We start from the raw sequence: 23,166 nt of genomic DNA on the forward strand, positions 1-23,166 counted from the left end.
CCACCGAGACGTGGACGCTGGCTCTCGTCAACGACGTGTGGCGCGTCTGTACCGCCTGAGTTCGATCATCCCGCGCACTCGGGCCGCGGTGCGCTGTGAAAAGCTGTTCCGGTGAGCTACGCAGGTGACATCTCGCCGCAGCATGCCTGGGAGCTGCTGCAGGAAAATCAGGATGCCGTGCTCGTCGATGTGCGCACCGACGCCGAATGGAAGTACGTCGGTGTCCCCGACACCGCATCCATCGAACGCCGCACCCTGTTCGTCGAATGGGTGTCGTACCCCGCAGGTGCCCCCAACGAGCGCTTCGTCGACGAGTTGAAGGACGCCGGGATCGGCAGCGGACCGGTGATCTTCCTGTGTCGCTCGGGCCAGCGCTCGATCGGTGCCGCAGAAGCGGCGACGGCCGCGGGTCTGGCCCCCGCATACAACGTTCTCGAAGGATTCGAAGGGCCGCTCGATGCCGACAAGCATCGCGGCGGACAGGGCTGGCGGGCCGCAGGCCTGCCGTGGAGGCAGTCGTGAGTGCAATTCCCCAGGGCGGTGCGTTCAGCAAGCCGCTGCCCGATTCCGTTCGCCCGGCCACACTCGGCGTGCGCGGCGGCGTGATGCGCTCCGGTTTCGAGGAGACCTCCGAGGCGCTGTACCTCAACTCCGGGTTCGTGTACGAGTCGGCGGAGGCCGCCGAGCAGGCGTTCACCGGCGAAGTCGACCACTTCGTCTACTCCCGCTACGGTAACCCGACCGTGAAGATGTTCGAGGAGCGGTTGCGGCTGCTCGACGGCGCCGAAGCCTGCTACGCCACGGCATCGGGAATGTCCGCGGTGTTCACGGCCCTCGCGGCGCTGCTCGGCAAGGGTGATCGTCTGGTCGCGGCCCGTAGCCTCTTCGGATCGTGCTTCGTGGTGTGCAACGAGATCCTGCCCCGCTGGGGTGTGGAGACGGTGTTCGTCGACGGTGAAGACCTCGATCAGTGGGAGCAGGCGCTGTCGGTGCCCACCACCGCGGTGTTCTTCGAAACCCCGTCGAACCCGATGCAGACTCTCGTCGACGTCCGCAAGGTCTCCGAGATGGCGCACGCAGCAGGCGCAAAGGTGGTGTTGGACAACGTCTTCGCCACCCCGCTGCTGCAGCGCAGCCTCGATCTGGGCGCCGACATCGTCGTGTACTCCGGCACCAAACACATCGACGGTCAGGGCCGGGTGCTCGGCGGCGCGATCCTCGGCCCCCAGGACTACATCGACGGGCCCGTCAAGAACCTCATCCGTCATACCGGTCCGTCACTGAGCCCCTTCAACGCGTGGACGCTCCTCAAGGGCCTCGAAACGATGCCCGTCAGGTTGAATGCCGCGGTCGACTCCGCGTTGCGTCTCGGCAGGTTCCTGGAGTCGAACGACAAGGTGCGCTGGGTCAAGTACCCCTACCTCGAATCGCACCCGCAATACGAGCTCGCGACGTCGCAGATGAGCGGCGGCGGCACGATCCTCACCTTCGAACTCGACGCCCCCGAGGGCGAAGGCAAGAAGCGTGCGTTCGAACTGCTCAACAAGTTGCGCATCGTCGACATCTCCAACAACCTCGGCGACACGAAATCACTCATCACCCACCCCGCGACCACCACCCACCGGGCAATGGGACCGGAGGGGCGCGCCGCGATCGGCCTGTCCGACGGAGTCGTGCGCCTGTCGGTGGGCCTCGAAGATCACGAGGATCTGCTCGAAGACCTGGCGCAGGCGCTCGCCTGACCCGGAAACGCTGTGGGATACGCTGCGGGTGCTCTGCCAGTCGGGCAGGGCGCCCGCAGCGTTTTCGGTGAAGCCGGTGAAAACCCGGAGCTGTCCCGCAACTGTGATCCCGGTTCCACCGGGTAAGCCAGGTCAGCCGGCGCCGCGGACACATACTGGTCCTCGGACGAAGGACGGTATCGTGCCGCAACTCGTCGTTGCAGCCGTGCTGTTTTCGTCCTCCGAGCCACGGAGGATGGCTGTGCCACTCACTTCCCGCAGGTTTCTCACCGCCGGTGTCGCCGCTCTTGCCCTGGTGATCGTCGGCTGCAGTAGCGGTGACGATGCCGCGTCCGACAGCACTGCACCTGCAGAGTCCGGGACGCCGCAGGCCATCGTGTCGCTGAGTCCGACCACCACCGAGATGCTCTACGCGGTCGGTGCGGGCGAGCAGGTGATCGCCGTCGACGACCAGTCCGACTACCCCGAGGGCGTCCCGGTCACCGAACTGTCGGGCTACAACCCCAACGTCGAGGCCATTCTCGGTTACGACCCCGATCTCGTCGTCGCCACCGACGACAACGGCGACCTCGTCGCCGGACTCGGGAATGCCGGCGTCGAGGTCCTGCTTCTTCCCGCTGCCGTCACTCTCGACGACACCTACGCCCAGCTCGAGCAGGTCGGTGCCGCGACCGGCCACGTCGCCGACGCCGCCGAACTCGTCGCGCAGATGCAGACCGAGATCGACGAGATCGTCGCATCCGTGCCCGAGCGTGAGACACCGCTGCGGTACTACCACGAACTGGACAACACGTTCTACAGCGTCACCGACGACACCTACATCGGCGAGATCTACTCGATGCTGGGCCTGACCTCCATCGCGACCGGCGGCGACGGATACCCGCAGCTGTCCTCCGAGTACATCGTCGAGCAGAACCCCGACCTGATCTTCCTCGCCGACTCGCAGTGCTGCGGTGTCACGCCCGAGACGGTCGCCGAACGCGCCGGCTGGGCGGAGCTCACCGCCGTCCGCGACGGGCAGGTCCACGTCCTCGACGAGGACATCGCGAGCCGATGGGGTGCGCGCGTCGTCGACCTCGTGCGTGAACTCGCCGCAATCGTCACCGCCGTTCCCGCGGGCCAGCCTGCGCCGTGATCACCTCGCGTCGCCGCGCACTCGTGTTGGGTGGCGCGGTGATCCTTCTCCTCGCGGCGATGCTCGTCGGGATCCTCGTCGGTCCCGCCGGGCTCACCCCGCGCGGTGTGCTGCTCGACATTCTCGACAAGATTCCGTTCGTCGACGTCGACTCGGGTCTGAACACGCGACAGCAGGCGATCCTGTGGAACATTCGCATGCCCCGGGTTGTGCTCGGTGTGATCGTCGGAGCGATGCTCGCGATCGCCGGCGCCGCCTACCAGGGCGTTTTTCGCAATCCGCTCGCCGACCCGTACCTCCTCGGCGTCTCGAGCGGTGCGGGCCTCGGCGCGACACTCGCAATCGTGGTGGGCGGCGCCGCCGGATTCGCGGGGGTGCCCGTCGCCGCATTCGCGGGTGGGATGCTCGCGGTGGGCGCGACCTACGCGCTCGGACGCACCGTCGGGGGCAGCCGCACCGAAGTCATCATCATCCTCGCCGGTGTGGCGGTCGCGGCGTTCGCGAACGCCATCCAGACGTTCTTCATGCAACTCCACGACGACACCTTGCGTCAGGTGTATTCGTGGATGCTCGGACGCCTGTCCACCGACGGCTGGTCCGACGTGCGGACGGTACTGCCGTACGTCATCGTCTCCATCGTCGTGATCATGCTGCACCGGCGCACCCTCGACGTGATGTCGGTCGGCGACGTCGAAGCCTCCAGCCTCGGCATCAACCCGGCCCGGGTGCGGCTGATCCTCGTGTGCATCGCGACACTCGGCACCGCCGCCGTCGTCTCGGCCAGCGGCCTGATCGGGTTCGTGGGCATCGTCATTCCCCACGCGGTGCGGCTGCTGATCGGCCCGGGACACCGACTGTTGTTGCCGTTGTCGCTGATGATCGGCGCGGCATTCCTCGTGCTCGCCGACGTCCTGGCCCGCACCGTGATGTCGCCGGCCGAACTGCCGATCGGTGTCGTGACCGCAGCGATCGGCGCGCCGTTCTTCCTCGTGGTGCTGCGGCGGAGCCGGGGTGTGGCATGAACGAGGTGATGTGCCGTGGCCTGTGCGCGGAGCGCGGCGGCGTACAGGTGTTGCACGACGTCGAACTCGTCGTCGGCGCGGGGGAGTGGGTGTCGCTCGTGGGTCCCAACGGGTCGGGCAAGACCACGCTGCTGCACGCGCTCGCAGGGTTGGTGCCCGCGGCAGGGGACGTCGAGGTCGCGGGGGTGACCCCTCGGCACTCGGGTCGCCGCGCCGTCGCGCGTGCGGTCGCGTTGATGCCGCAGCGACCGATCGTTCCCGAGGGCGTCACCGTGCGTGAGCTGATCCATCTCGGCCGCACCCCACACATTCCCCGCTTCGGGAGTGAAACCCCGCGCGACCGTGAGATCGTCGAGCGGGTCATCACGAGGCTCGAACTCGACAACTTCGCATCGCGGCTCGCGACCGCGCTGTCGGGTGGAGAACTGCAACGGGTCGTGCTGGCCCGCGCGCTCGCGCAACAACCGCAGGTCCTGTTGCTGGACGAGCCCACCAGCGCCCTGGACATCGGCCATCAGCAGCAGGTGCTCGATCTCGTCGACTCGATGCGACGAGAAGGGGAGTTGACGGTGATTGCGGCCATGCACGATCTGACGTCGGCCAGCCAGTACGGTGAGCGGCTCGTGCTGTTGGACCGAGGGCGGATCGTCGCCGACGGTCTTCCCACGGAAGTCCTCACCGTCGAGCGCATCGCCGACATCTACGGTGCGCGCGTCGAGGTACTCGACCGTCCCGCAGGCCGGGCGGTGCTGCCCTTGCGCGACCACCCCCGACCCGTCGAAGCACAGGAGCCGTGATGGAAGTACTGCTGCTGGGTACCGGAGCTGCGGACGGGTGGCCGAGCCCCTTCTGCCGGTGCGGATCGTGTGTGGACGCGGCGGGCAGGCGCGAGATCCGCGGCCAGACGGCAGCATTGGTCGACGACGTGCTGATGCTCGACTGCGGGCCGGAAGCGCCGCGCGCGGCGGTGCGATTCGGCCGGACCCTCGCGGAGGTGCGCCACATCCTCCTCACCCACGCACACCCGGACCATCTGGGCCCGCAGGCTCTGCTCTTCCGGTCGTGGGTCGAGGCGGGGCATGTCGTCGACGTGATCGGCCCGGCAGATGCCCTCGACGTGTGCCGGCCGTGGGCCGGGCCCGACGATCCGGTCCGGTTCGTGCCGGTGGAGGCGGGCGACGAACTGCCGGTCGGCGAGTACACGGTGCGGGTACTGGCAGCACAACACCGGGTGTTCCGCGACGGCGATGCTGTGCTGTACGACGTCGCCGGACCCGACGGGTCGCGGATCCTGTGGGCCTGCGACACCGGGCCGCTACCCCCGGCCTGGTTCGACACGGTGCGCGGTGCCGCGTTCGATGCGGTGTTCCTCGAGGAGACGTTCGGCGACCGTTCCGAGCTCTCACCAGGGCATCTGGGTCTACCCGAGTTCGCGGAGACCGTCGAGGCCCTGCGGGGGTGTGGCGCCGTGGTGGACTCGACGGATGTCGTCGCGGTGCATCTGGGGCACCACAATCCGCCGATCGAACAGCTTCGGGAACGTGTGCGCAACTGCGGTGCCCGCCTGGGCACCGACGGGGAGGTACTGCGGGTGGGAGCCGGATCGAGAGCGTCGCGGACGCTGGTACTCGGCGGGGTCCGCTCGGGGAAGTCGCGTCACGCCGAGGAACTGTCTGCGGCGTACGGATCGGTGGTGTACGTCGCAACCGGAGGTGTCCGCGAAGGCGACGACGAATGGGCGCACCGTGTCGCGCTGCACCGCGAACGCAGGCCCGGCACGTGGTCGACGATCGAAACCGTCGATGTTGCGGAGATCTTGCGCGAGGCCACGGAGCCGCTGCTGATCGACTGTCTCGGCACGTGGTTGACCGCGCGGCTCGACGTGCACGACGTGTGGAACGGCGGCGACGTGGCGGCCGTCGACGCCGACATCGACGAACTGCTCGACGCATGGAAGGCGTGTCGTGTTCCCGTCGTTGCAGTGAGCAACGAGGTGGGCAGCGGGGTGGTGCCTGCCACCGCGTCCGGGCGGTTGTTCCGTGATCTGCTGGGCCGACTCAACGCGTCGGTTGCGTCCGTGTCGGATTCGGTGACGCTGGTCGTCGCGGGCATCCCTATGCCGTTGCGCTGACACACAACGCGCGCAAATTGGACGTGGGCCACATTTCCTAGTTTCCTGCCTCGAATCGTGGCACACTGGATCCTCGGTGCCAGCGGGCAGAACATGGAGAGGAGGACTCGGATGCGTACCAGGCCAAATGTGTGGAATGGATCGCGATCGATGATCCGACTCCTCGACCATGAAGTCGAAAAGTCCGGTCGACCAACCGGATTCAGCTGCTGACACCCCGATTCCCGGGGTGTGTGCGCCCCGGGTTGCCAGTCGCCTCACCGTGACACCCCGGGCCGTTCACACGTCGAGAATGTGCAATCCAGAAGGACTCGAGTCCCCGCTGCCTGCGTGGGACACACCTGTGCCGCGACGGCCCGGAAGGAGACAGACCGATGACCATGACTTTGGCAGACCTGCTTGCTCCCACCTACGACGCTCCCGACTGGGACGTCGCCGCATGCCGCGGTGACGCCCACCCCGACCGATGGTTTCCGGACCCGAGCGAAGACTTCGACTACGCCGCACGCGTGTGCGCCCGTTGCCCGATCCTCGATTCCTGCCGCACCTATGCTTCCGAAGACAAGCAGTCCGGCGTGTGGGGTGGCCACGAGTACCGTCGCGGCAAGATCATTCGCTGACGCTGCTGTTCGTGTACGCAGCGCTCGAGTGAAAAGGCTTGACCCGGGACACCGTTCACGTTCGCGTCAGAACGGATTGCCGGTTCGGCCCACCAGATCGGCGACCGAGTCGATGATCCGCGTCGGACGGTAGGGATACAGTTCCACCGACGCGTGGGTGCTGATTCCGGTGAGTACAAGCAATGTTTGGAGCCCGGCTTCGAGGCCGCAGACGATGTCGGTGTCCATCCGATCGCCGATCATCAGAGTGTGCTCCGAGTGCGCACCGATCGCCCGGAGCGCTGATCGCATCATCAGGGCGTTGGGCTTGCCGATGAAGTACGGGTCGCGGCCGGTGGCGCGGGTGATCAGCGCGGCGACCGAACCGGTCGCGGGGAGCGACCCTCCGGGTGACGGACCCGTCGGGTCAGGATTCGTCGCGATGAACCGGGAACCACGTTCGACGAGCCGGATCGCGGTCGTGATCGCCTCGAACGAGTAGGTTCGGGTCTCGCCGAGCACCACATAGTCCGGGTCGCTATCGGTCAGTACGTAGCCGATGTCGTGCAGTGCGGTCGTGAGTCCGGATTCGCCGACGACATACGCACTGCCGCCGGGTCGTTGATTCGCGAGGAACGTCGCGGTGGCCAGGGCCGAGGTCCAGATGGATTCCGCAGGCACGTCGAGGCCTGTCCTCAGGAGCCGCGCCCTCAGGTCGCGCGGAGTGCGAATCGAATTGTTGGTGAGCACCATGAACGGAATCTCGTTCGTCCGGAGCTCCTCGAGGAACGCGTCGGCTCCGGGGATGAGGGCGTCCTCGTGTACGAGGACGCCGTCCATGTCCATGAGGTAGTTCCAGACCGGTGCGGTGGCAGGGGCGTCATCCGAACTCACCCGCACAGTCTCTCACCGGAACGTCAGGCGAGGAGCCGGTACAGACCGATCAGGCCGACCACGACGATCACTGTGCGCAGCGCGACGGGCGACAGGCGCCGGCCGTAGTGGGAGCCGAGCCACCCGCCGATCAGTGATCCCACTGCGATCAGCGCCGCGATGGTCCAGTTGATCCGATCGAATGCTACGAGGATGTACATCGTCGCGGCGACGACATTGACGATCAGTGACAGCAGGTTCTTCGCCGCGTTCTGTCGTTGGATGTGGTCGTGCAGAAGCGCACCGAACAGGCCCATCAGCAGGATTCCCTGGGCCGCCGTGAAGTAGCCGCCGTAGATGCCCACCGCGAAGGTGCCCACGATCAGCACTGTCATCCGGACGGGGCCGAGAGCGCCGTCCGCGTCGCCTCCGGCCCGCGCGAGCACCCACTTCTGAATCTTCGGCTGAAATACGACGAGCAGCAGCGCGAGGATCAGCAGCACCGGCACGATCGTCTCGAACACGGTTTCCGGCAGCGTCAACAACAGCCACGCGCCGAGGATGGCTCCGACGAAGGATGCGGGGATCTGCCAGCGTAGCCGCGGCCATTGGCCCCGCAGTTCCTTCCGATATCCCCAGGTTCCCGATATCCCACCTGCAATCAGGCCGATCGCGTTGGACATCGTCGCGGTCACGGGCGGTACACCGAAGGCGATCAACGTGGGGAACGTGATGAGTGTGCCGGAGCCGACGAGCGAATTGATTGCGCCGGCCCCGAGCCCGGCGAGGGCGACGAGGAACAGTTCGAGCGGAGTCACCGAGCGGAGTCTACGGCTCGTCGAAACCGGCGTTGTGTTCGATATCCGGTACCGAATCGAACATAACACCGGTCTCGATGCCGACCGCTCATAGACGTGCGCCTGCTCGGCGCAGTGCACGGTGCACTCGTTCGAGGAGGGTGTGCGGCCTGCGGTACAGCAGGTCGGCGCCGACGCGGATGACGGTCCATCCCAGTTCCGGCAGCAGTGCATAGCGGTCGATGTCGAGGGTGCGCTGCGTCCGGTCCGTCCAGTGGTGTGCGCCGTCGTACTCGATCAGCACCCGCCATTGTTTCCACCCCATGTCGGCGCGCGCCACGAACGTGTTGCTGTCGAAGATCTCGATCTGTGTCTCTGGCGTGGGTAGGCCCGCGCGGACGAGAAGCAGCCGGGTGTGTGTTTCGGGTGGTGACGCGGCGCCTCCGTCGACGAGCTCGAGCACCTTTCGCATCGACGCGAGATTCCGGGCGCCCTTGTGCTGTGCGGCGACGGCTTCGATCTCCTGGACCTTCACGCCGGTCGCGTTGCAGAGGGCGTCGATCACTTCGACACACCGGTCGAGGGCGCAGCCGCGAGCGAGATCGAATCCGGTCCGGGCGGGTGTCGTCGCGATGATGCCGTCGACGACGCACGTCTCGATCTCTGCGACGCTGCGCACGACAATGCCCGGTGTCGAATGCAGTTTTCCGGGTCGAACGATCTCCGCGGGCAGTGTCGGGTCGAGCCAGCGCGTCCCGTGCACCGCTGCCGCGGATGGCCCCGCCAGCACGCCGGTCGACCCGGCCCACAGCCACGCCGCCTTCGCGCGCAGCAGCGCAGTGGCCTCCGTACCCGGAGCGATGTACACATTTCGATGCAACTTTGTGAAGTGGTGGGTGAGCCGGTACCTGGTCACTGCCCCCGATGCCAGCGCGTCCGTTCCGGTGAAAGGCTCGTCGAAGTCGACCATGTCCAAGAGCGTGCCCTGTGTCGGGTCTCTCCGGAACTCCGAATGTGCTGTCTGGGGATAACTTCGACGCTATCCCCAGGGGCGAAGAATCGGGACCGACGTTGTGTGCGGTTCTCGAGCGGATTTCGCACACAACGTCGGGTTGGAGCGGAGGCGCCGGGCGGTCCCGTGGGCCGCGCCGCGCGTCGACGTGGACCGCATTAGGGTGGCATCCATGAGCGCCAACGCAGGGTCAGTGTCGAGCATCTACATCGCGGCCCCCGAGGGCGACACCGGGAAATCGGCCGTTGCGCTGGGCGTACTGCAAATGCTGTGCGCCTCCACCGCACGCGTCGGAGTGTTCCGGCCCATCGCCCGCTCCGACAGCGATACGGACTACATCCTCGAACTTCTCCTCGAATACACGACCGTCGACCTCGACTACGCCGATTGCATCGGCGTCACCTACGACGAGGTGCACGCCGACTCCGAATCGGCACTCAGCGACATCGTCTCCAAGTACCATTCCGTCGCCGATCAGTGCGACGCCGTGGTCATCGTCGGCAGCGACTACACCGAGATCACGAATCCCAGCGAGTTGTCGTTCAACGCGCGGATCGCCGCGAACCTCGACGCACCCGTCCTGCTCGTATTGCGCGGCGCAGGGCGTACCCCCGACGAGATCGCCCAGATCGCCTCGGTGTGTGCACACGAATTGGCGGCCCAGCATGCCCACCTCGGCGGGACCGTCGTCAACCGCTGCGATCCGGATCGCCTCGACGACGTCACCGCGGTGCTCGCCGCCCGCACCGAAACCGTGTGGGCGCTGCCCGAGACCCCGATCCTGATGGCGCCGACGATGGGCGAGCTGCAGATCGCTGTCGGCGGCGAGCTCTACAGCGGTGATCCCGATCTGCTGCAGCGCGAGGTGCTGCGGATCATGGTCGGAGGTATGACGGCCGAGCACATCCTCGAACGCCTCACCGAAGGTGTCGTGGTGATCGTGCCCGCTGACCGGACCGACGTCCTGCTGGCGCTCGTCAATGCCAATGCGGCAGAAGGATTCCCCACGCTCGCGGGCATCATCATGAATGGTGGGTTGCTGCCACACCCCGCCATTGCGCAACTCGTTGCGGGGCTCAAGCCGAGCCTGCCCATTCTCACCACCGACCTGGGGACCTTCGATACGGCGTCGGCGGCCGACCGCACGCGAGGACGCATGGCACTGTCGGCGCAGCGCAAGATCGAGACCGCGCTCGCCCTGATGGAACAACATGTGGATGCGTCGGAACTACTCGAACGTCTGCGTTTGCCCCGACCTTCGGTGACGACACCGCAGATGTTCGAATACCAGCTCGTCGACCGAGCTCGCGAACAGCGACGTCACATCGTGCTGCCCGAGGGCGACGACGACCGGATCCTGCGCGCTGCGGGGCGAGTCCTGCAGCGCCGCATCGCCGACCTCACCATCCTCGGTGACGAGGTCGCGGTGCGACAGCGGGCGGCGGAGCTCGGCATCGACATCTCGGCGGCGAACATCGATGATCCTCGCACGTCCGCACACATCGACACCTTCGCCGAAGAGTACACGCGACTGCGGGCACACAAGGGCATGACCGTTGATCGGGCACGTGAAATAATGGGCGACATCTCGTATTTCGCCACGATGATGGTGCACCTCGGTATTGCGGACGGCATGGTCTCGGGTGCTGCACACACCACCGCGCACACGATCCGGCCGTCCTTCGAGATCATCAAGACGGAACCGGGTGTGTCGACGGTTTCGAGCATCTTCCTGATGTGTCTGGCAGACCGCGTGCTCGCCTACGGCGACTGCGCAGTGGTGCCCGACCCGACCGCCGACCAGCTCGCCGACATCGCGATCTCGTCGGCGACCACCGCCGCGCGATTCGGCATCGAACCGCGCATCGCGATGCTCTCGTATTCGACCGGCGAATCCGGATCCGGCGCCGACGTCGACAAAGTCCGCACCGCAACGGCTCTCGTGCGGGAACGACGACCGGACCTGCCGGTGGAAGGGCCGATCCAGTACGACGCCGCTATCGAACCATCGGTGGCCAGCACGAAACTTCCCGACTCCGCTGTGGCGGGCAAAGCGACGGTGTTCATCTTCCCCGACCTCAACACCGGCAACAACACCTACAAGGCGGTGCAGCGCAGCGCCGGGGCGGTCGCCGTCGGCCCGGTGCTCCAGGGACTGAACAAGCCCGTCAACGACCTGTCGCGCGGCGCGCTCATCCAGGACATCGTCAACACCGTGGCGATCACCGCGATCCAGACGCAGGGAGACGTGCAGTGAGTACTCCGAGCCCGCTGACGGCCGATACCGTCCTCGTCCTCAACTCCGGCTCGTCGTCGATCAAGTTCCAGCTGATCGACCCGCAGACAGCGGAGGCGCCTGCACACGGACTCATCGAACGGATCGGTGAACCCGACGGGCGCATCATCTTCCACCACACCACGGGCACCGAGGAACACCTCGGCGAGATCCCCGATCATCGATTCGCGCTGCGCAAGGTCCTCGAGATGCTCGAAGGACTCGGCCGCCCTCTCGAAGAGGTCGGTATCGTTGCTGTCGGGCACCGGCTCGTCCACGGCGGCGACCGATTCTACGAGCCGACGCTCATCGACGATGCGGTGGTGCAGACCGTATCCGACCTGTCGGTGCTCGCACCCCTGCACAACCCGGCGAACGTCATCGGGATGGAGGTGGCCCGCGAAGAGCTGCCCGACGTCCCACACGTGGGAGTGTTCGACACCGCGTTCTTCCACTCGCTCCCGGCCGCCGCAGCTACCTACGCGATCGACAGGGACATAGCTCGGGAGAACGGAGTTCGCCGATACGGATTCCACGGCACCTCACACGAATACGTCTCGAACCGTGCCGCCGACTTCCTGGGTCGCGACTACAGCGAACTGGATCAGGTGGTGCTGCATCTCGGCAACGGTGCGTCGGCGTCGGCGATCGCGGGCGGTCGTCCGCTCGATACGTCGATGGGCCTGACGCCACTCGAGGGCCTCGTGATGGGCACCCGCAGCGGCGACATCGACCCCGGTGTCCTGATGCACCTCAACCGTGCCGCGGGTATGGACGTCGACGAGATCGACCGCGTCCTCAACCGCAGTTCCGGCCTCAAGGGACTGTCGGGCGTCAACGACTTCCGCGCGCTCCTCGAACTGATCGACGACGGAGACACCGACGCGAAACTCGCTTACGACGTGTACGTGCACCGATTGAAGAAGTACATCGGTGCCTACCTCGCGATCCTCGGCGGCATCGACACGATCGTGTTCACCGGCGGGGTGGGGGAGAACAACATCGATGTCCGCCGCGACAGTCTCGCGGGCCTGGACCGGCTCGGCATCGTCGTCGATCCGGAACGCAACGAGGCGTCCGGCGGCGGTGAGCGCCGCATCTCGGCGGACAACTCCCATGTCGAGGTGCTCGTGATCCCCACCAACGAAGAACTCGCCATCGCGCGGGCCGCCGCCGAATTCGCCTAGAGCTCCGCTAGAGAAGGCTGCGGGGCCGGATTGCGTTCGCGAGGTCGACGAGCGTGTAGCGATGCATGCGCACCGGCGCCTGCCTCGCAAGTTGACGCAATGCTGCCTCCGTGCCGCGTCGCAACCCCCGCTCGGTGAACGGCACGTCCAGGAAGCGGGTGTGTTCGTGCCGGCTGCTGTTGCCGGCGCGTACCCATTCGAGCGCGGTGCTCAGTACGAGCGCCTCCATCTGAAGAGCGCGACCCTCATCCGGCGGTAGTGCGGAGACCCGCCGCGCCGCCTCCCTGAGGTCGCTTTCGGTGATCGACTCGATGTCGCCGTCGCGCAACAGGATCAGCGTGCTCGTCATGTTCGCTGCACTGTGATGGCGCGACGTTACCGGTACCTGATCGAGGACATCGACGGCCGAAGCGAGAGCGCCGCGTGCGGTCAGCTGACGCGCCACACCGAATGCGGCACTGACGATGTTGTGGTCGGTGCGCCACACCGTGCGATAGGACTCCTCGCAGAATCGCCGCCACGCCGACGGATCCTCACTCTCCCAATGCTGAAGAATCAGCTCGGAAGTGGCGGCCAGCGCCAGCTTGGGTGCCAGCTCACCCGGCAACGCCTCCAGCACCTTCTCGAATCGTCCGAACCCGACCTCGAACTCCTCCGACAACACCGACGCAAGCCCCGCATACCAGTCGATACGCCAGTCGGAGCCGATGTCGTTCTCGAGGCGTTGGAGGATCTCGACGGCATGTCCGGCTTCCCCGAGATCGAGATAGGCACGCGTCTCGGCGAGAGTGAGTTCGCGGGAAAACGCCACATCTGCGCTCCCGACGACACGTTCGATCCCGCTCTCGCGGGCGTGCCGCAACGAGTCGAGGGTCTGCTGCGGTTCACTGTGCACCGCGGCAGCGAGCAGGGCCGCGCTCGGATCGTTCGGATCGAGCAGCGGAACCGGAAGCGCAGCAGCCACATCGCGCGCTTCGATCATGGAATCCCGCTCGATTCCATCGACATACACGTCGGTCTGCGCGACCGCCTCGTCGGTCCCGAAAGTAGTGCGCGGAGGACTGAACATGCGGGACAACCCAGGATGCTCGGTGCCGCTCTTCTGCGAAAGGATCTCCCGAAGCACCCCGATCAGCTGGCCCGCGAGCTCGTCGGCCGACGCGAAACGCTGGTTCGGGTCCGGAGCGGTGGCGCGCAGCAACAGTCGGTGAAACGAGTCGTGCTCCGCAAGGATCGGTTCCTCGCCGAGCGCGGGCAGTCCATCGAGGTAACGCCCCTTGTCGGAGGGCATGTCCAGGGTGAGCACCGCGAGAGTGCGCCCGACCGTGTAGATGTCGCTGGCCACCGTCGGCCCGGTCCGCACGATCTCCGGCGCCTGGTAACCAGGTGTGCCGTACAGATACCCGTAGTCCTCGACCGCCGCGACGGCACCGAGATCGATGAGCTTGAGCTGCTCGTCGGTGACCATGACGTTCTCGGGCTTGAGGTCGTTGTAGACCAACCCGATCTCGTGCAGATAGCCGAGCGCGGGCAGCGTCTCGAGGAGATAGCCGATGGCCTGTTCGACGGGCATCCGCTCGTCGGGAAACGTACGGAGCACCTCGCGGAGCGAGTGACCCCCCACGTACTCCATGACGATGTACCCGATCGGAGTGCCGTCCGGCTGCGGGTGCTCGACGAAGTTGTAGATCCGGACGATGCTCGGATGGCTCACCTCGGCGAGAAACTGCTTCTCCGCCACCGCCACCGCCTGAGCTTCCGCGTCGCCGGTGTGCAGAAGTCCCTTGAGGACCACCCACCTGTCGCTGACGTTCCGGTCGATCGCGAGGAAGACCCAGCCGAGCCCGCCGTGCGCAATGCATCCCTGCACCTCGTATTGGCCCGCGATCAGCTCGCCCGCCTGCAACACAGGTGTGAACTCGAACCGCGACCCGCACTTCGGGCAGTACCCGGACGTCGGGCCCGGGCCCTTCGGACTGCTGCGCCCGACCGGGGTACCGCACTTCCAGCAGAAACGCTTCCCCTCGGCAACATGAGGATTACGCAATATCGCCGACGCAGGATCGATGGGGGAGGGCACCGGCACATCGACCAGATCCGCGACCCGTCGACGCAGGATCCCGCGGGAGCGGGAACGACGTGTCGAGGATCGTTGTGACGGAGTGCTGGTGTGCGGCGCGGCAGCACCCGAATCGACAGGCAGCGGCGAACGCTGGGTCGCTGGAGCCGAAGGCTGTGTTTCCTGAACTGAAGGCTGTGTTTCCTGAGCTGAACGCTCGGTCGCAGGACCCGACTCGGATTCTTCGGGTTCTTCGGGCGGTTCGGTGCCGGACATTGTTACCTCAATCGACGTACGTCGGGGTCGGTGGAGCCGGCGCCGGACCGAGAACCGTGAGATACCGGTCGTACAACGCGGTCCACGTACCGTCGGTGCGGATCCGGGCGAGAGTGCCGTTGACAGCGCGCACCAGGTCGTCGCTGTCCTGTGCGATACCGATGCCGTACGGCTCGGACCCCAGCGACGGGCCTACCAGCTCGAGATACGGATCCTGCGAGGCGAGCCCGGCGAGGATCGTGTCGTCGGTGGACACCGCATCGACCTGCCGCTGCTGCAGCACGACGAGACAGTCGGCCCACGACGGCACGGTGAGGATCGACGCCGCCGGTTGCAGCTGCTGCATGCGCGTGAGCGACGTCGTGCCCGCCGCGATACACACGCGCCGGCCCGCAAGATCGGCAGCGCTACGAATATCGGAATCCTTGACGACGAGCACCCGCTGCTGCGCCAGGAAATACACCGTCGAGAAGTCCACGTGCTCGCGTCGCGCACACGTGATACTCATGGTTTTTGCGACCACGTCGACAGTCGAATCCTGCAGCGCCCTTTCGCGTTCCGCGGAGTTCAGGATCCGGAAGTCCACGGCCTCGGGGTCGCCGAGGATGTCGCGGGCGATCTCCCGGGCGACCTCGACGTCGAACCCCGTGATCCGCCCGGTTGCCGGATCGCGATAGCTCATCAGGTTGCTGCCGGTGTCGAGCCCGACGACCAGCCGACCGCGGGCGCGGATGGCATCGAGCGCGGGACCGGTCTCGACCCCGGTGGGGCGCAGACTCGCGGTCGGATCGCCGCACTCCGGTGAGGACGGGACCGCGGTCGGGGACGCCGCGACCTGCGCACCCTCGGGCATCGGCATCGCGATGGACGAGACCTCGGTCTCCGAGCTTCGCGGCGGCCCCTCGGTGGCACATCCCGTTGCCACGGCCGCGACCGCGCACAGCGCCGCGAGCCCGCCGATGATCCTGCGCCGCGCTGTCACTGGTACTCCCGAAGCCTGGGCCACAATCCGATGATGACGGCGATCAGCGACAGCACCGTCAGCGCCAACGCCATGGGCGCGAGACCGGACAATGTGCGCGACGCCCGGAACTCGTTGTCGCGAAGTTCTTCGCGGGTCTCCTCGATGCCCTCGCTCAGCGCGGCGTCGAGCCGGGCAAACTGCGCGGTCGCTTCGTCGGGCCCGGGTCCGGTGGCGAGCACGGCGGCAGCGGTGTAATCGCCGCGGTCGAGGGCCGCCACGGTCCGTGCGTGCGAACGCACCCACGCCTGCCGAGCTGCTTCCGCCTGAGACACGGCGTCGGTACCGATCTCCACCGTGCCCCCGTCGGTGTAGTCGTCGAGAAGGTCGCCGAGGCGCGTGATCGTCTCGTCGTAGGCCCCCACGTAGATGCCGCCGGCGTCGCGTCGTGCAAGCAGCAGTGTCTCGGCGGTGCGGGACTGCTGCGCGAGGATGCGGCTTTCGGTGAGATCGGAGAGCGGCGCCGCGCCCTGCTCGATGGCACGTTCGGTGGCGCTCGACGACACCAGCCCGGCGACGAGGAGCCAGCACAACAGCACACCCGTTGCGCCGATCGCGAGAATCAGGCCGGGATTGAAGGTACGCCGGGTCTTGCGGCTCACCAGGATGTGGACGGCGCACAACGCTGTCGCGGTGACGAGGAGCAGACCGATCGCACCCCATGGAGGAGCCACCGCGGCACGCTGCGTCGAATTCACTGCCGTCACGCCCTGCGTATGCAGTTCCTGGGCCACCGGCAACATCGACGTCTGCATCAGATTCGATGCTTCCGCCAGGTATGCGGCACCGACCGGATTGCCGGTGCGATTGTTTGCGCGAGCGGTCTCGATCAGCCCCGTGTACGTGGGAAGCATGCGCGCGATCGCTGCGACATTCTCGGCGCCGAGTTCGTCCTGTGCGGCCAGGCCCGCCGCCGCGACCACGAGTTGCCCGGATGCCTCCGCGACCGCAGCGAGATAGCGGTCGCGCACCTCCGCGGGCTCGATCCCACCCGAGATGAAGCCGGTGACCGCGGCCGCATCGGCTATGGACAATGCGCTGTACAAATTCTGGGCAGCGTTCGCGAGGGGCTCGGTGGTCGCGAGGAGCCGATCGTGGGTGGCTTTCCGGCTACCCGCGACCTGGGCCGACACCACTCCCGACACCACGAGCAGCACGGCGAGCACCAACCCGAGCGAGATCAGCTTCGCCGGCGTCGACCGGAAGAACTCCCGCAGTCCGTCGACGCGATCCGCCGGGTCCTCGGCGTCCTCCGCGGCCCATGCCGAGGCTCCGACAGAATCGCTCGGAGGGGTCACGCGCACGTTCACGTCGCACCCCTTCCTGAGAAACTCGATTGTGGCGAGCATATAAGTTGAATGGGCAGTATTGGCATGCGTCCGCATTGTCGGAGTCCCATCCGGAGTTCGTGAGCCCCGGAACCCGACACATCATGGGACGTGGTGTCCCTCGTGACCGACGAGGGCGAGGAAGGCGGACGCTATGCGTGGTGACGGAGACGGCTGGGCCGTAGGACCCGACGGAGGACGTCGATGGGGTCTGCACGGTGCGGCGGGATTGTTGCTGCGCGCGCCGGGGAACGACGGATCTCCCACGGTGCTGCTCCAGCTCCGCGCGGCGTGGAGCCATCAGGGCGGAACATGGGCGTTGCCCGGCGGTGCCCGCGACAGCCACGAATCCCCCGTCGACGCGGCGGTACGCGAAGCACACGAGGAAGCCGGAATCGACAGCGACGCGGTCGCGGTGCGCGCTGAGCGGATCACCTCGGGTACCCCCGGCTCCTGGACCTACACGACCGTCGTCGCCGACGCCCCCGCACCACTCGACACCACCATGAACGGGGAGAGCACCGAATTGCGGTGGGTGTCGGAGGCCGACGTCGAATCGATGCCGCTACACGCGGGATTCGCCGATGCGTGGTCCGCTCTGCGCACCCGGCCGGTGCGGATGCTGCTCGACACCGCGAACGTGCTCGGATCCAGTGGGCCGACCGGCTGGTGGCGCGACCGGCCCGGCGCGACCGGTGCCCTGCTCGCGGACCTCGCGGCCGCGCTCCCTCGCACCATCGAACTTCCGGATGGAACGTTCGGGTGGGTGTCGCGGGTCGAGGCTGTGCTCGAAGGTCAGGCGCGCACCGCGGTCGTCGACGACACCCGCACCCACGTGCACACCGCCGACGGCAGCGGCGACGACGAACTCGCCCGCCTCGCTGCGACCGTGTCTCCCGCTGTGACCACCGCGCTGGATCCGACGGTGACCGTCGTGGTCACCGCCGATCGTGGTCTGCGTGATCGGCTACCGCAGGACACCGTCGCGGTATCCCCGTCGACTGTGCTGGGCTGGCTGTAGGACGGTCAGGCCGACAGCGCGGCCTTCAGCGCTGCGGCAGCGCCGCGGGGGTCGGCGGCCTTCGTGATCGCCCGCACCACCGCGATGCGCTGAGCGCCCGCCTCGAGCACCTGCGGGAGCCGTTCGAGATCCACGCCGCCGATGGCGAACCACGGCCGCTGCGGATGCGATGCACGAACCTCGCGGATCACTTCGAGCCCCGCTGCGGTGCGCCCCGGCTTCGTCGGGGTGTCCCACACCGGACCGGATGCGAAATAGTCCACGCCCTCCTCGCCGTCGGCGAGGACCGCCTGCGCGCGGCTGGCCGTCGACCGCCCGATGACGATGTCGTTGCCGAGGATCCGCCGCGCCTGCTTCACCGGCAGGTCGCCCTGCCCGAGGTGAAGGATGTCGGCGCCGGACGCGAGCGCGATATCCGCCCTGTCGTTGACCGCGAACAGCGCACCGTGGCGTGCGCAGGCATCGGCGATCACCTCGAGCGCGGCGAGCTCCTCACCGGCCTCCAGCCTGCCGAATTTCTTCTCACCCGCCGAATCCTTGTCGCGTAGTTGGACGATGTCGACGCCGCCGACCAAGGCTTCCTCGATGAACCGGGCAAGGTCGCGGGTATCGCGACGGGCGTCGGTGCACAGGTACAACCGTGCGGTCGCGAGGCGCCCCCGGGGATCGGGATGGTTGCCGCGGTAGGTCGTCCGGTAGGTCGTCACGGACAAGACGGTAGCCTCTACTACGAAAGTGACAACACGGGAGTCCCGAGGAACGCGGGGCTGAGAGGGGGCCTGCCGGCCCCGACCGTTATGACCTGAACCGGATCATGCCGGCGCAGGGAGTGAGGTGGATATCGTGTCGACAGTTGCGGTCATCGGCGGTGGAGTGATCGGTCTGGCCGTCGCGTGGCGCGCGGCCCGCGCGGGATGGACGGTCACCGTCCACGATCCCGATCCCGGTTCCGGTGCATCGTGGGTTGCCGGCGGAATGCTCGCACCGTTGTCCGAGGGGTGGCCCGGGGAAGAACACGTCCTCTCGCTCGGCGCGGCGTCGCTGCAGCGCTGGCCCGAATTCGCGCGTGCCCTCGAACAGGAGACCGGTGTCGATGTCTTCACCGCGAGTGCGTCACTGACCGTCGCACTGGACGCCGCGGACGCCGCGGACCTGCGCACGATCGCGTCGTGGGTGGGGGAGCAGGGCCACGAGATGCGGATCCTCACGCGAGCCGAGATCCGCGACCTCGAACCGTCGCTCGGCCCGCGGATCAGGCTCGGTCTGCTCGCCCCCACCGAACTGTCCGTCGACAACAGGAAGCTCGTCGAGGCACTGCGTCGCGCTGCCGTCGCTGCGGGCGTCCATTTCGTCCACGCACCCGTCGGTGACCTCGACGAACTGCGCGACGAGCGTGTCGTCCTCGCTGCCGGATCCGCCTCGGCGATGCTGTGGCCCGCTCTTCCCGTCCGGCCGGTCAAAGGTGAGATCCTGCGGTTGCGCGCGCGACCCGGCGCGACCCCGCCTCCGCAGCACACCGTGCGCGGCAGCGTCCACGGACGCCCCGCGTATCTGGTGCCGCGCGCCGACGGTCTCGTCGTGGGTGCGACCCAGTACGAAGCAGGCGACACCGAGGTCACGGTCGCGGGAGTGCGCGATCTGATTGCCGACGCCGAAATGCTGTTCCCCGCGATCGGCGAGTACGAACTACACGAGGCGAGTGCGGGCCTGCGCCCGATGAGTCCCGACAACCTGCCGCTGATCGGCAGGTTGTCGGATCGCGTGATCGCCGCGACCGGGCACGGCCGCAACGGAGTCCTGCTCACCGCGATCACCGTCGATGCGGTGCTCGCCGAACTCGCCGACGACCCGCTTCCCGAAGCGACACATGCAGATCCCCGACGATTCGTGAAAGAGAGTGTGCGATGACGATTCAGATTTCTGTTGGTATCACCGTCAACGGCGAGGAGAAGTACTTCGCCGAGGCGCCGACCACGACGGAGCTCCTGGCGGAGATGGGCCTGCCGGAGAAGGGCATCGCCGTCGCGGTCGACGGTGTGCTGTTCCCGCGTGGCCGCTGGGCCGAGAAGATCGGTAAGGGCGCGCAGATCGAGATCCTCACGGCGGTGCAGGGTGGCTGAGCACGCAACCACGCCGGTGGACCCGGGGCACGACCTACCGCAGTTGACCATCGCGGGACGTTCCTTCTCGTCCCGGTTGATCACCGGTACGGGCGGTGCCGCGAACCTTGCCGTACTGGAGGAGGCGCTGGTCGCGTCGGGCACCGAACTGACCACCGTGGCGATGCGCCGGGTCGACGCGACCTCCGGCACGGGCGTCCTGGACCTGCTGCGCAGGCTCGGAATCGCACCGCTACCGAACACCGCGGGATGCCGTGGCGCGAAGGAGGCCGTACTCACCGCGCAACTGGGTCGGGAAGCTCTCGGCACGGACTGGGTCAAGCTCGAGGTCATCGCCGACGAACGCACCCTGCTGCCTGACGCCATCGAATTGGTTTCTGCTGCAGAACAACTCGTCGACGACGGTTTCAACGTCCTGCCGTATACCAACGACGATCCGGTGCTCGCGCGGCGACTCGAAGACGTCGGGTGTGTCGCGGTGATGCCGCTCGGGTCGCCGATCGGGACGGGGCTGGGAATTGCCAATCCGCACCACATCGAGATGATCGTCGAGTCCGCCGGGGTTCCCGTGATACTCGATGCCGGTATCGGTACCGCCTCGGACGCCGCGCTCGCCATGGAACTGGGCTGCGACGCGGTGCTCCTCGCCACCGCTGTCACGCGCGCCAAGGACCCGGCGCTGATGGCCTCGGCCATGCGGCACGCCGTCGAAGCGGGGTTCCGGGCTCGGCATGCCGGACGCATCCCCAAGCGCTTCTGGGCCCAGGCGTCGTCACCTATGGAGCCCTGACGCCCCGGTCACGGCGGTGATGCTGCACATCGGCCGGTTTTCCGGCAGGCTGTCAACCATGATCGAAGTGACCGGACTGACCAAGACCTTCGGTTCAACCACTGCCGTCGACAATGTGACGTTCACTGTCCCACCGGGCATCGTCACCGGGTTCCTCGGCCCCAACGGGGCGGGCAAGTCGACGACGATGCGCATGATCCTGGGGTTGGACCGGCCTACATCGGGTACCGCGCTCATCGAAGGTAAGCGCTATCGGGACCTCTCCCGTCCGCTGCAGACCGTCGGTTCGCTGCTCGACGCGAAGTGGGTGCACCCCAACCGATCGGCGCGCGCGCACCTGCGATGGTTGGCCGCCTCCAACGGATTGCCAGACACCCGCGTCGACGAAGTGCTGCGCCAGGTCGGGTTGGCCGAGGTCGCAGGCAAACGTGCCGGCGGTTTCTCGCTCGGCATGTCGCAGCGTCTCGGCCTGGCGGGCGCGCTGCTCGGCGACCCGAAGGTGCTGCTGTTCGACGAACCCGTCAACGGCCTCGATCCAGAGGGCATCGTGTGGATCCGCCGATTCATGCAGGCACTGGCCGCCGAAGGCCGCACGGTGCTCGTGTCGAGTCACCTGTTGTCGGAGATGGCCCAGACCGCCGATCACCTCATCGTGATCGGGCGAGGCAAGCTCATCGCCGACACTTCGGTCGAGGACTTCGTCGATCGTGCGTCGGAATCCCTCGTGGTCGTCCGCAGCCCGCAACTCGACGACCTGCGCAGTGCGCTCACCGAACGAGGGCACACGGTGACCGACCAGGACGGTGCACTGCACGTCTCGGGCGCCGGTGCCGCAGAGATCGGCGAACTCGCCGCGGCGCGCTCGATCGTCCTACACGAGCTGGCGAGCCGCCACGCCTCACTCGAGGACGCGTTCATGAAACTGACCGGGAGCGACGTGGAGTTCCACGGCACCGGTTTCGACGACGTGATGAAGGGCAGCCTGTGATGGCCTCACCAGCAGTGGACACCTTGCGCGCGGAACGCATCAAACTGACCTCGGTGCAGTCTCCGTTCTGGTGCCTGGCGATCATCATCGCTCTGGGTATCGGCTTCGCTGCAATGATGGGCGCCGTCGCGCGAAGCTCGATGTCGCTCGACGACGAGACCGCCCGGTTCTACCTGACCCCCGATATCGCCACCACCGGCGTCACGGGATTCGGCATCATGGTTCTGATGATCCTCGCGGCATTGTCGGTGACGAGTGAATACCGCTTCGGGGTCATCCGCGCCACCTTCACCGCGTCTCCCAATCGTTCTCTCGTACTGACCGTGAAGTCGGTGCTGATCGGTGTGGTCGGCGCAGTCGTCACCGGCGCTGTGGGCATGATCGCCGTGTATGTCGCGAAGGCGCTCGCGGGTTCGGAAGCCGGACGCGATCTCGTGCTCGAAGGCGACGCGTGGAAGGCGATATACGGCATCCCGATCTATGCATTCCTGTCGGTGTTCCTCGCCGTGGGCGTAGGAACGTTGCTGCGCCAATCGGCCGGCACGATTGCATTGCTGCTGTTGTGGCCCCTGCTCATCGAACCGCTGTTCTCCTTGTTCGGTCGGGTGGGCCGCGAAATCCAGCCCTTCCTGCCGTTCGCGAACATCAACAACTTCCTCGGTATCGAACAAGGCATCGATTTCCATTGGGGTCCGTGGGGTTCTCTGTTGTATTTCGCGGCGTTCACGGCGGTCGTGTTCGGGGCGTCTCTGGTGGTCGTGGGTAATCGCGACGCCTGACCGTGGCAGGC

The 23,166-nt window shown here is 66.9% G+C and carries 22 protein-coding genes and 2 riboswitches; of the genes, 15 read left to right on the top strand and 7 right to left on the bottom strand.

The features are described from left to right. The first annotated feature begins 111 nt into the window (after positions 1 to 111). From ACFWB0_RS14595 to ACFWB0_RS14625, 7 genes are all read left to right on the top strand, one after another. Positions 112 to 522 (top strand): rhodanese-like domain-containing protein, encoded by a 411-nt coding sequence (locus ACFWB0_RS14595; RefSeq protein WP_378491169.1) that lies wholly within the window; start codon positions 112 to 114, stop codon positions 520 to 522. Further along, on the top strand, positions 519 to 1,742 hold the full coding sequence (locus tag ACFWB0_RS14600) for an O-succinylhomoserine sulfhydrylase (RefSeq protein WP_378491170.1): 1,224 nt from the start codon (positions 519 to 521) through the stop codon (positions 1,740 to 1,742). The genes ACFWB0_RS14595 and ACFWB0_RS14600 overlap by 4 nt, the downstream gene beginning before the upstream one ends. A gap of 33 nt (positions 1,743 to 1,775) precedes the next feature. After that, positions 1,776 to 1,901: riboswitch (cobalamin riboswitch) on the top strand. Positions 1,902 to 1,983: 82 nt separating this feature from the next. Continuing rightward, positions 1,984 to 2,877 carry an ABC transporter substrate-binding protein gene (locus ACFWB0_RS14605; RefSeq protein ID WP_378491171.1) on the top strand — a complete coding sequence of 298 codons (894 nt, stop codon included), beginning with the start codon at positions 1,984 to 1,986 and terminating at the stop codon, positions 2,875 to 2,877. Positions 2,878 to 2,936: 59 nt separating this feature from the next. Continuing rightward, positions 2,937 to 3,899, top strand: a complete 963-nt coding sequence (locus ACFWB0_RS14610) for a FecCD family ABC transporter permease (protein ID WP_378491241.1) — start codon at positions 2,937 to 2,939, stop codon at positions 3,897 to 3,899. Then, positions 3,896 to 4,696, top strand: coding sequence for an ABC transporter ATP-binding protein (locus ACFWB0_RS14615; protein WP_378491172.1), 801 nt, complete (start codon positions 3,896 to 3,898; stop codon positions 4,694 to 4,696). Before ACFWB0_RS14610 ends, ACFWB0_RS14615 begins: the two co-directional genes overlap by 4 nt. Beyond that, positions 4,696 to 6,030 (top strand): bifunctional adenosylcobinamide kinase/adenosylcobinamide-phosphate guanylyltransferase, encoded by a 1,335-nt coding sequence (gene cobU / locus ACFWB0_RS14620; protein ID WP_378491173.1) that lies wholly within the window; start codon positions 4,696 to 4,698, stop codon positions 6,028 to 6,030. Before ACFWB0_RS14615 ends, cobU begins: the two co-directional genes overlap by 1 nt. A 374-nt stretch (positions 6,031 to 6,404) precedes the next feature. Then, positions 6,405 to 6,650: a WhiB family transcriptional regulator gene (locus tag ACFWB0_RS14625; protein ID WP_378491174.1), complete on the top strand. Its 246-nt coding sequence runs from the start codon at positions 6,405 to 6,407 to the stop codon at positions 6,648 to 6,650. A 66-nt stretch (positions 6,651 to 6,716) separates the two neighbouring features. Here ACFWB0_RS14625 and ACFWB0_RS14630 read toward each other — a convergent pair whose 3' ends face one another. From ACFWB0_RS14630 to ACFWB0_RS14640, 3 genes are all read right to left on the bottom strand, one after another. Continuing rightward, positions 6,717 to 7,475: an HAD-IIA family hydrolase gene (locus ACFWB0_RS14630; protein ID WP_378491242.1), complete on the bottom strand. Its 759-nt coding sequence runs from the start codon at positions 7,473 to 7,475 to the stop codon at positions 6,717 to 6,719. A gap of 71 nt (positions 7,476 to 7,546) precedes the next feature. Further along, a complete protein-coding gene (locus ACFWB0_RS14635) occupies positions 7,547 to 8,320 on the bottom strand; it encodes a sulfite exporter TauE/SafE family protein (protein ID WP_378491175.1) in 774 nt (257 codons plus the stop codon). 88 nt (positions 8,321 to 8,408) lie between these two features. Continuing rightward, the gene (locus ACFWB0_RS14640; RefSeq protein WP_378491176.1) at positions 8,409 to 9,269 is read right to left on the bottom strand and encodes a DUF559 domain-containing protein; all 861 of its coding nucleotides are present in this window, start codon (positions 9,267 to 9,269) and stop codon (positions 8,409 to 8,411) included. Between the two features lie 214 nt (positions 9,270 to 9,483). Between ACFWB0_RS14640 and pta the strand changes: the two genes are divergently transcribed. Both pta and ACFWB0_RS14650 read left to right on the top strand, forming a co-directional pair. Next, on the top strand, positions 9,484 to 11,568 hold the full coding sequence (gene pta / locus ACFWB0_RS14645; RefSeq protein ID WP_378491177.1) for a phosphate acetyltransferase: 2,085 nt from the start codon (positions 9,484 to 9,486) through the stop codon (positions 11,566 to 11,568). A 14-nt stretch (positions 11,569 to 11,582) separates the two neighbouring features. Further along, positions 11,583 to 12,773 (top strand): acetate kinase, encoded by a 1,191-nt coding sequence (locus ACFWB0_RS14650; RefSeq protein WP_378491243.1) that lies wholly within the window; start codon positions 11,583 to 11,585, stop codon positions 12,771 to 12,773. Positions 12,774 to 12,780: 7 nt separating this feature from the next. Here the strand turns inward: ACFWB0_RS14650 and ACFWB0_RS14655 are convergent, their stop codons facing one another. From ACFWB0_RS14655 to ACFWB0_RS14665, 3 genes are read right to left on the bottom strand one after another with little or no spacing between them, the layout of a single operon-like run. Further along, positions 12,781 to 15,108, bottom strand: coding sequence for a tetratricopeptide repeat protein (locus tag ACFWB0_RS14655; protein ID WP_378491178.1), 2,328 nt, complete (start codon positions 15,106 to 15,108; stop codon positions 12,781 to 12,783). Between the two features lie 7 nt (positions 15,109 to 15,115). Continuing rightward, a complete protein-coding gene (locus tag ACFWB0_RS14660; RefSeq protein WP_378491179.1) occupies positions 15,116 to 16,090 on the bottom strand; it encodes a glutamate ABC transporter substrate-binding protein in 975 nt (324 codons plus the stop codon). Further along, the gene (locus ACFWB0_RS14665; RefSeq protein WP_378491180.1) at positions 16,087 to 17,439 is read right to left on the bottom strand and encodes a hypothetical protein; all 1,353 of its coding nucleotides are present in this window, start codon (positions 17,437 to 17,439) and stop codon (positions 16,087 to 16,089) included. The genes ACFWB0_RS14660 and ACFWB0_RS14665 overlap by 4 nt, the downstream gene beginning before the upstream one ends. A 172-nt stretch (positions 17,440 to 17,611) precedes the next feature. On the opposite strand from ACFWB0_RS14665, the gene ACFWB0_RS14670 reads away from it, so the two are divergent. After that, entirely contained in the window at positions 17,612 to 18,478 is an 867-nt protein-coding gene (locus ACFWB0_RS14670; RefSeq protein ID WP_378491181.1) for an NUDIX domain-containing protein, read from the top strand. 5 nt (positions 18,479 to 18,483) lie between these two features. Here ACFWB0_RS14670 and thiE read toward each other — a convergent pair whose 3' ends face one another. Continuing rightward, positions 18,484 to 19,185, bottom strand: a complete 702-nt coding sequence (gene thiE, locus ACFWB0_RS14675; protein ID WP_378491182.1) for a thiamine phosphate synthase — start codon at positions 19,183 to 19,185, stop codon at positions 18,484 to 18,486. A 26-nt stretch (positions 19,186 to 19,211) separates the two neighbouring features. Next, a riboswitch (TPP riboswitch) is annotated at positions 19,212 to 19,326 on the top strand. Between thiE and thiO the strand changes: the two genes are divergently transcribed. From thiO to ACFWB0_RS14700, 5 genes are all read left to right on the top strand, one after another. Next, entirely contained in the window at positions 19,322 to 20,386 is a 1,065-nt protein-coding gene (gene thiO, locus ACFWB0_RS14680; RefSeq protein ID WP_378491183.1) for a glycine oxidase ThiO, read from the top strand. Its footprint overlaps the riboswitch before it by 5 nt. Beyond that, complete coding sequence (gene thiS, locus ACFWB0_RS14685) at positions 20,383 to 20,598, top strand: sulfur carrier protein ThiS (protein WP_378491184.1); 216 nt, start codon at positions 20,383 to 20,385, stop codon at positions 20,596 to 20,598. Before thiO ends, thiS begins: the two co-directional genes overlap by 4 nt. Continuing rightward, positions 20,591 to 21,388, top strand: coding sequence for a thiazole synthase (locus tag ACFWB0_RS14690; protein WP_378491185.1), 798 nt, complete (start codon positions 20,591 to 20,593; stop codon positions 21,386 to 21,388). Before thiS ends, ACFWB0_RS14690 begins: the two co-directional genes overlap by 8 nt. A 58-nt stretch (positions 21,389 to 21,446) precedes the next feature. Continuing rightward, a complete protein-coding gene (locus tag ACFWB0_RS14695) occupies positions 21,447 to 22,376 on the top strand; it encodes an ABC transporter ATP-binding protein (protein ID WP_378491186.1) in 930 nt (309 codons plus the stop codon). Further along, entirely contained in the window at positions 22,376 to 23,155 is a 780-nt protein-coding gene (locus ACFWB0_RS14700) for an ABC transporter permease (RefSeq protein WP_378491187.1), read from the top strand. Before ACFWB0_RS14695 ends, ACFWB0_RS14700 begins: the two co-directional genes overlap by 1 nt. Positions 23,156 to 23,166: the final 11 nt, after the last annotated feature.

This window comes from Rhodococcus sp. NPDC060086 (assembly GCF_042730275.1).
Classification (GTDB): Bacteria; Actinomycetota; Actinomycetes; order Mycobacteriales; family Mycobacteriaceae; genus Rhodococcus.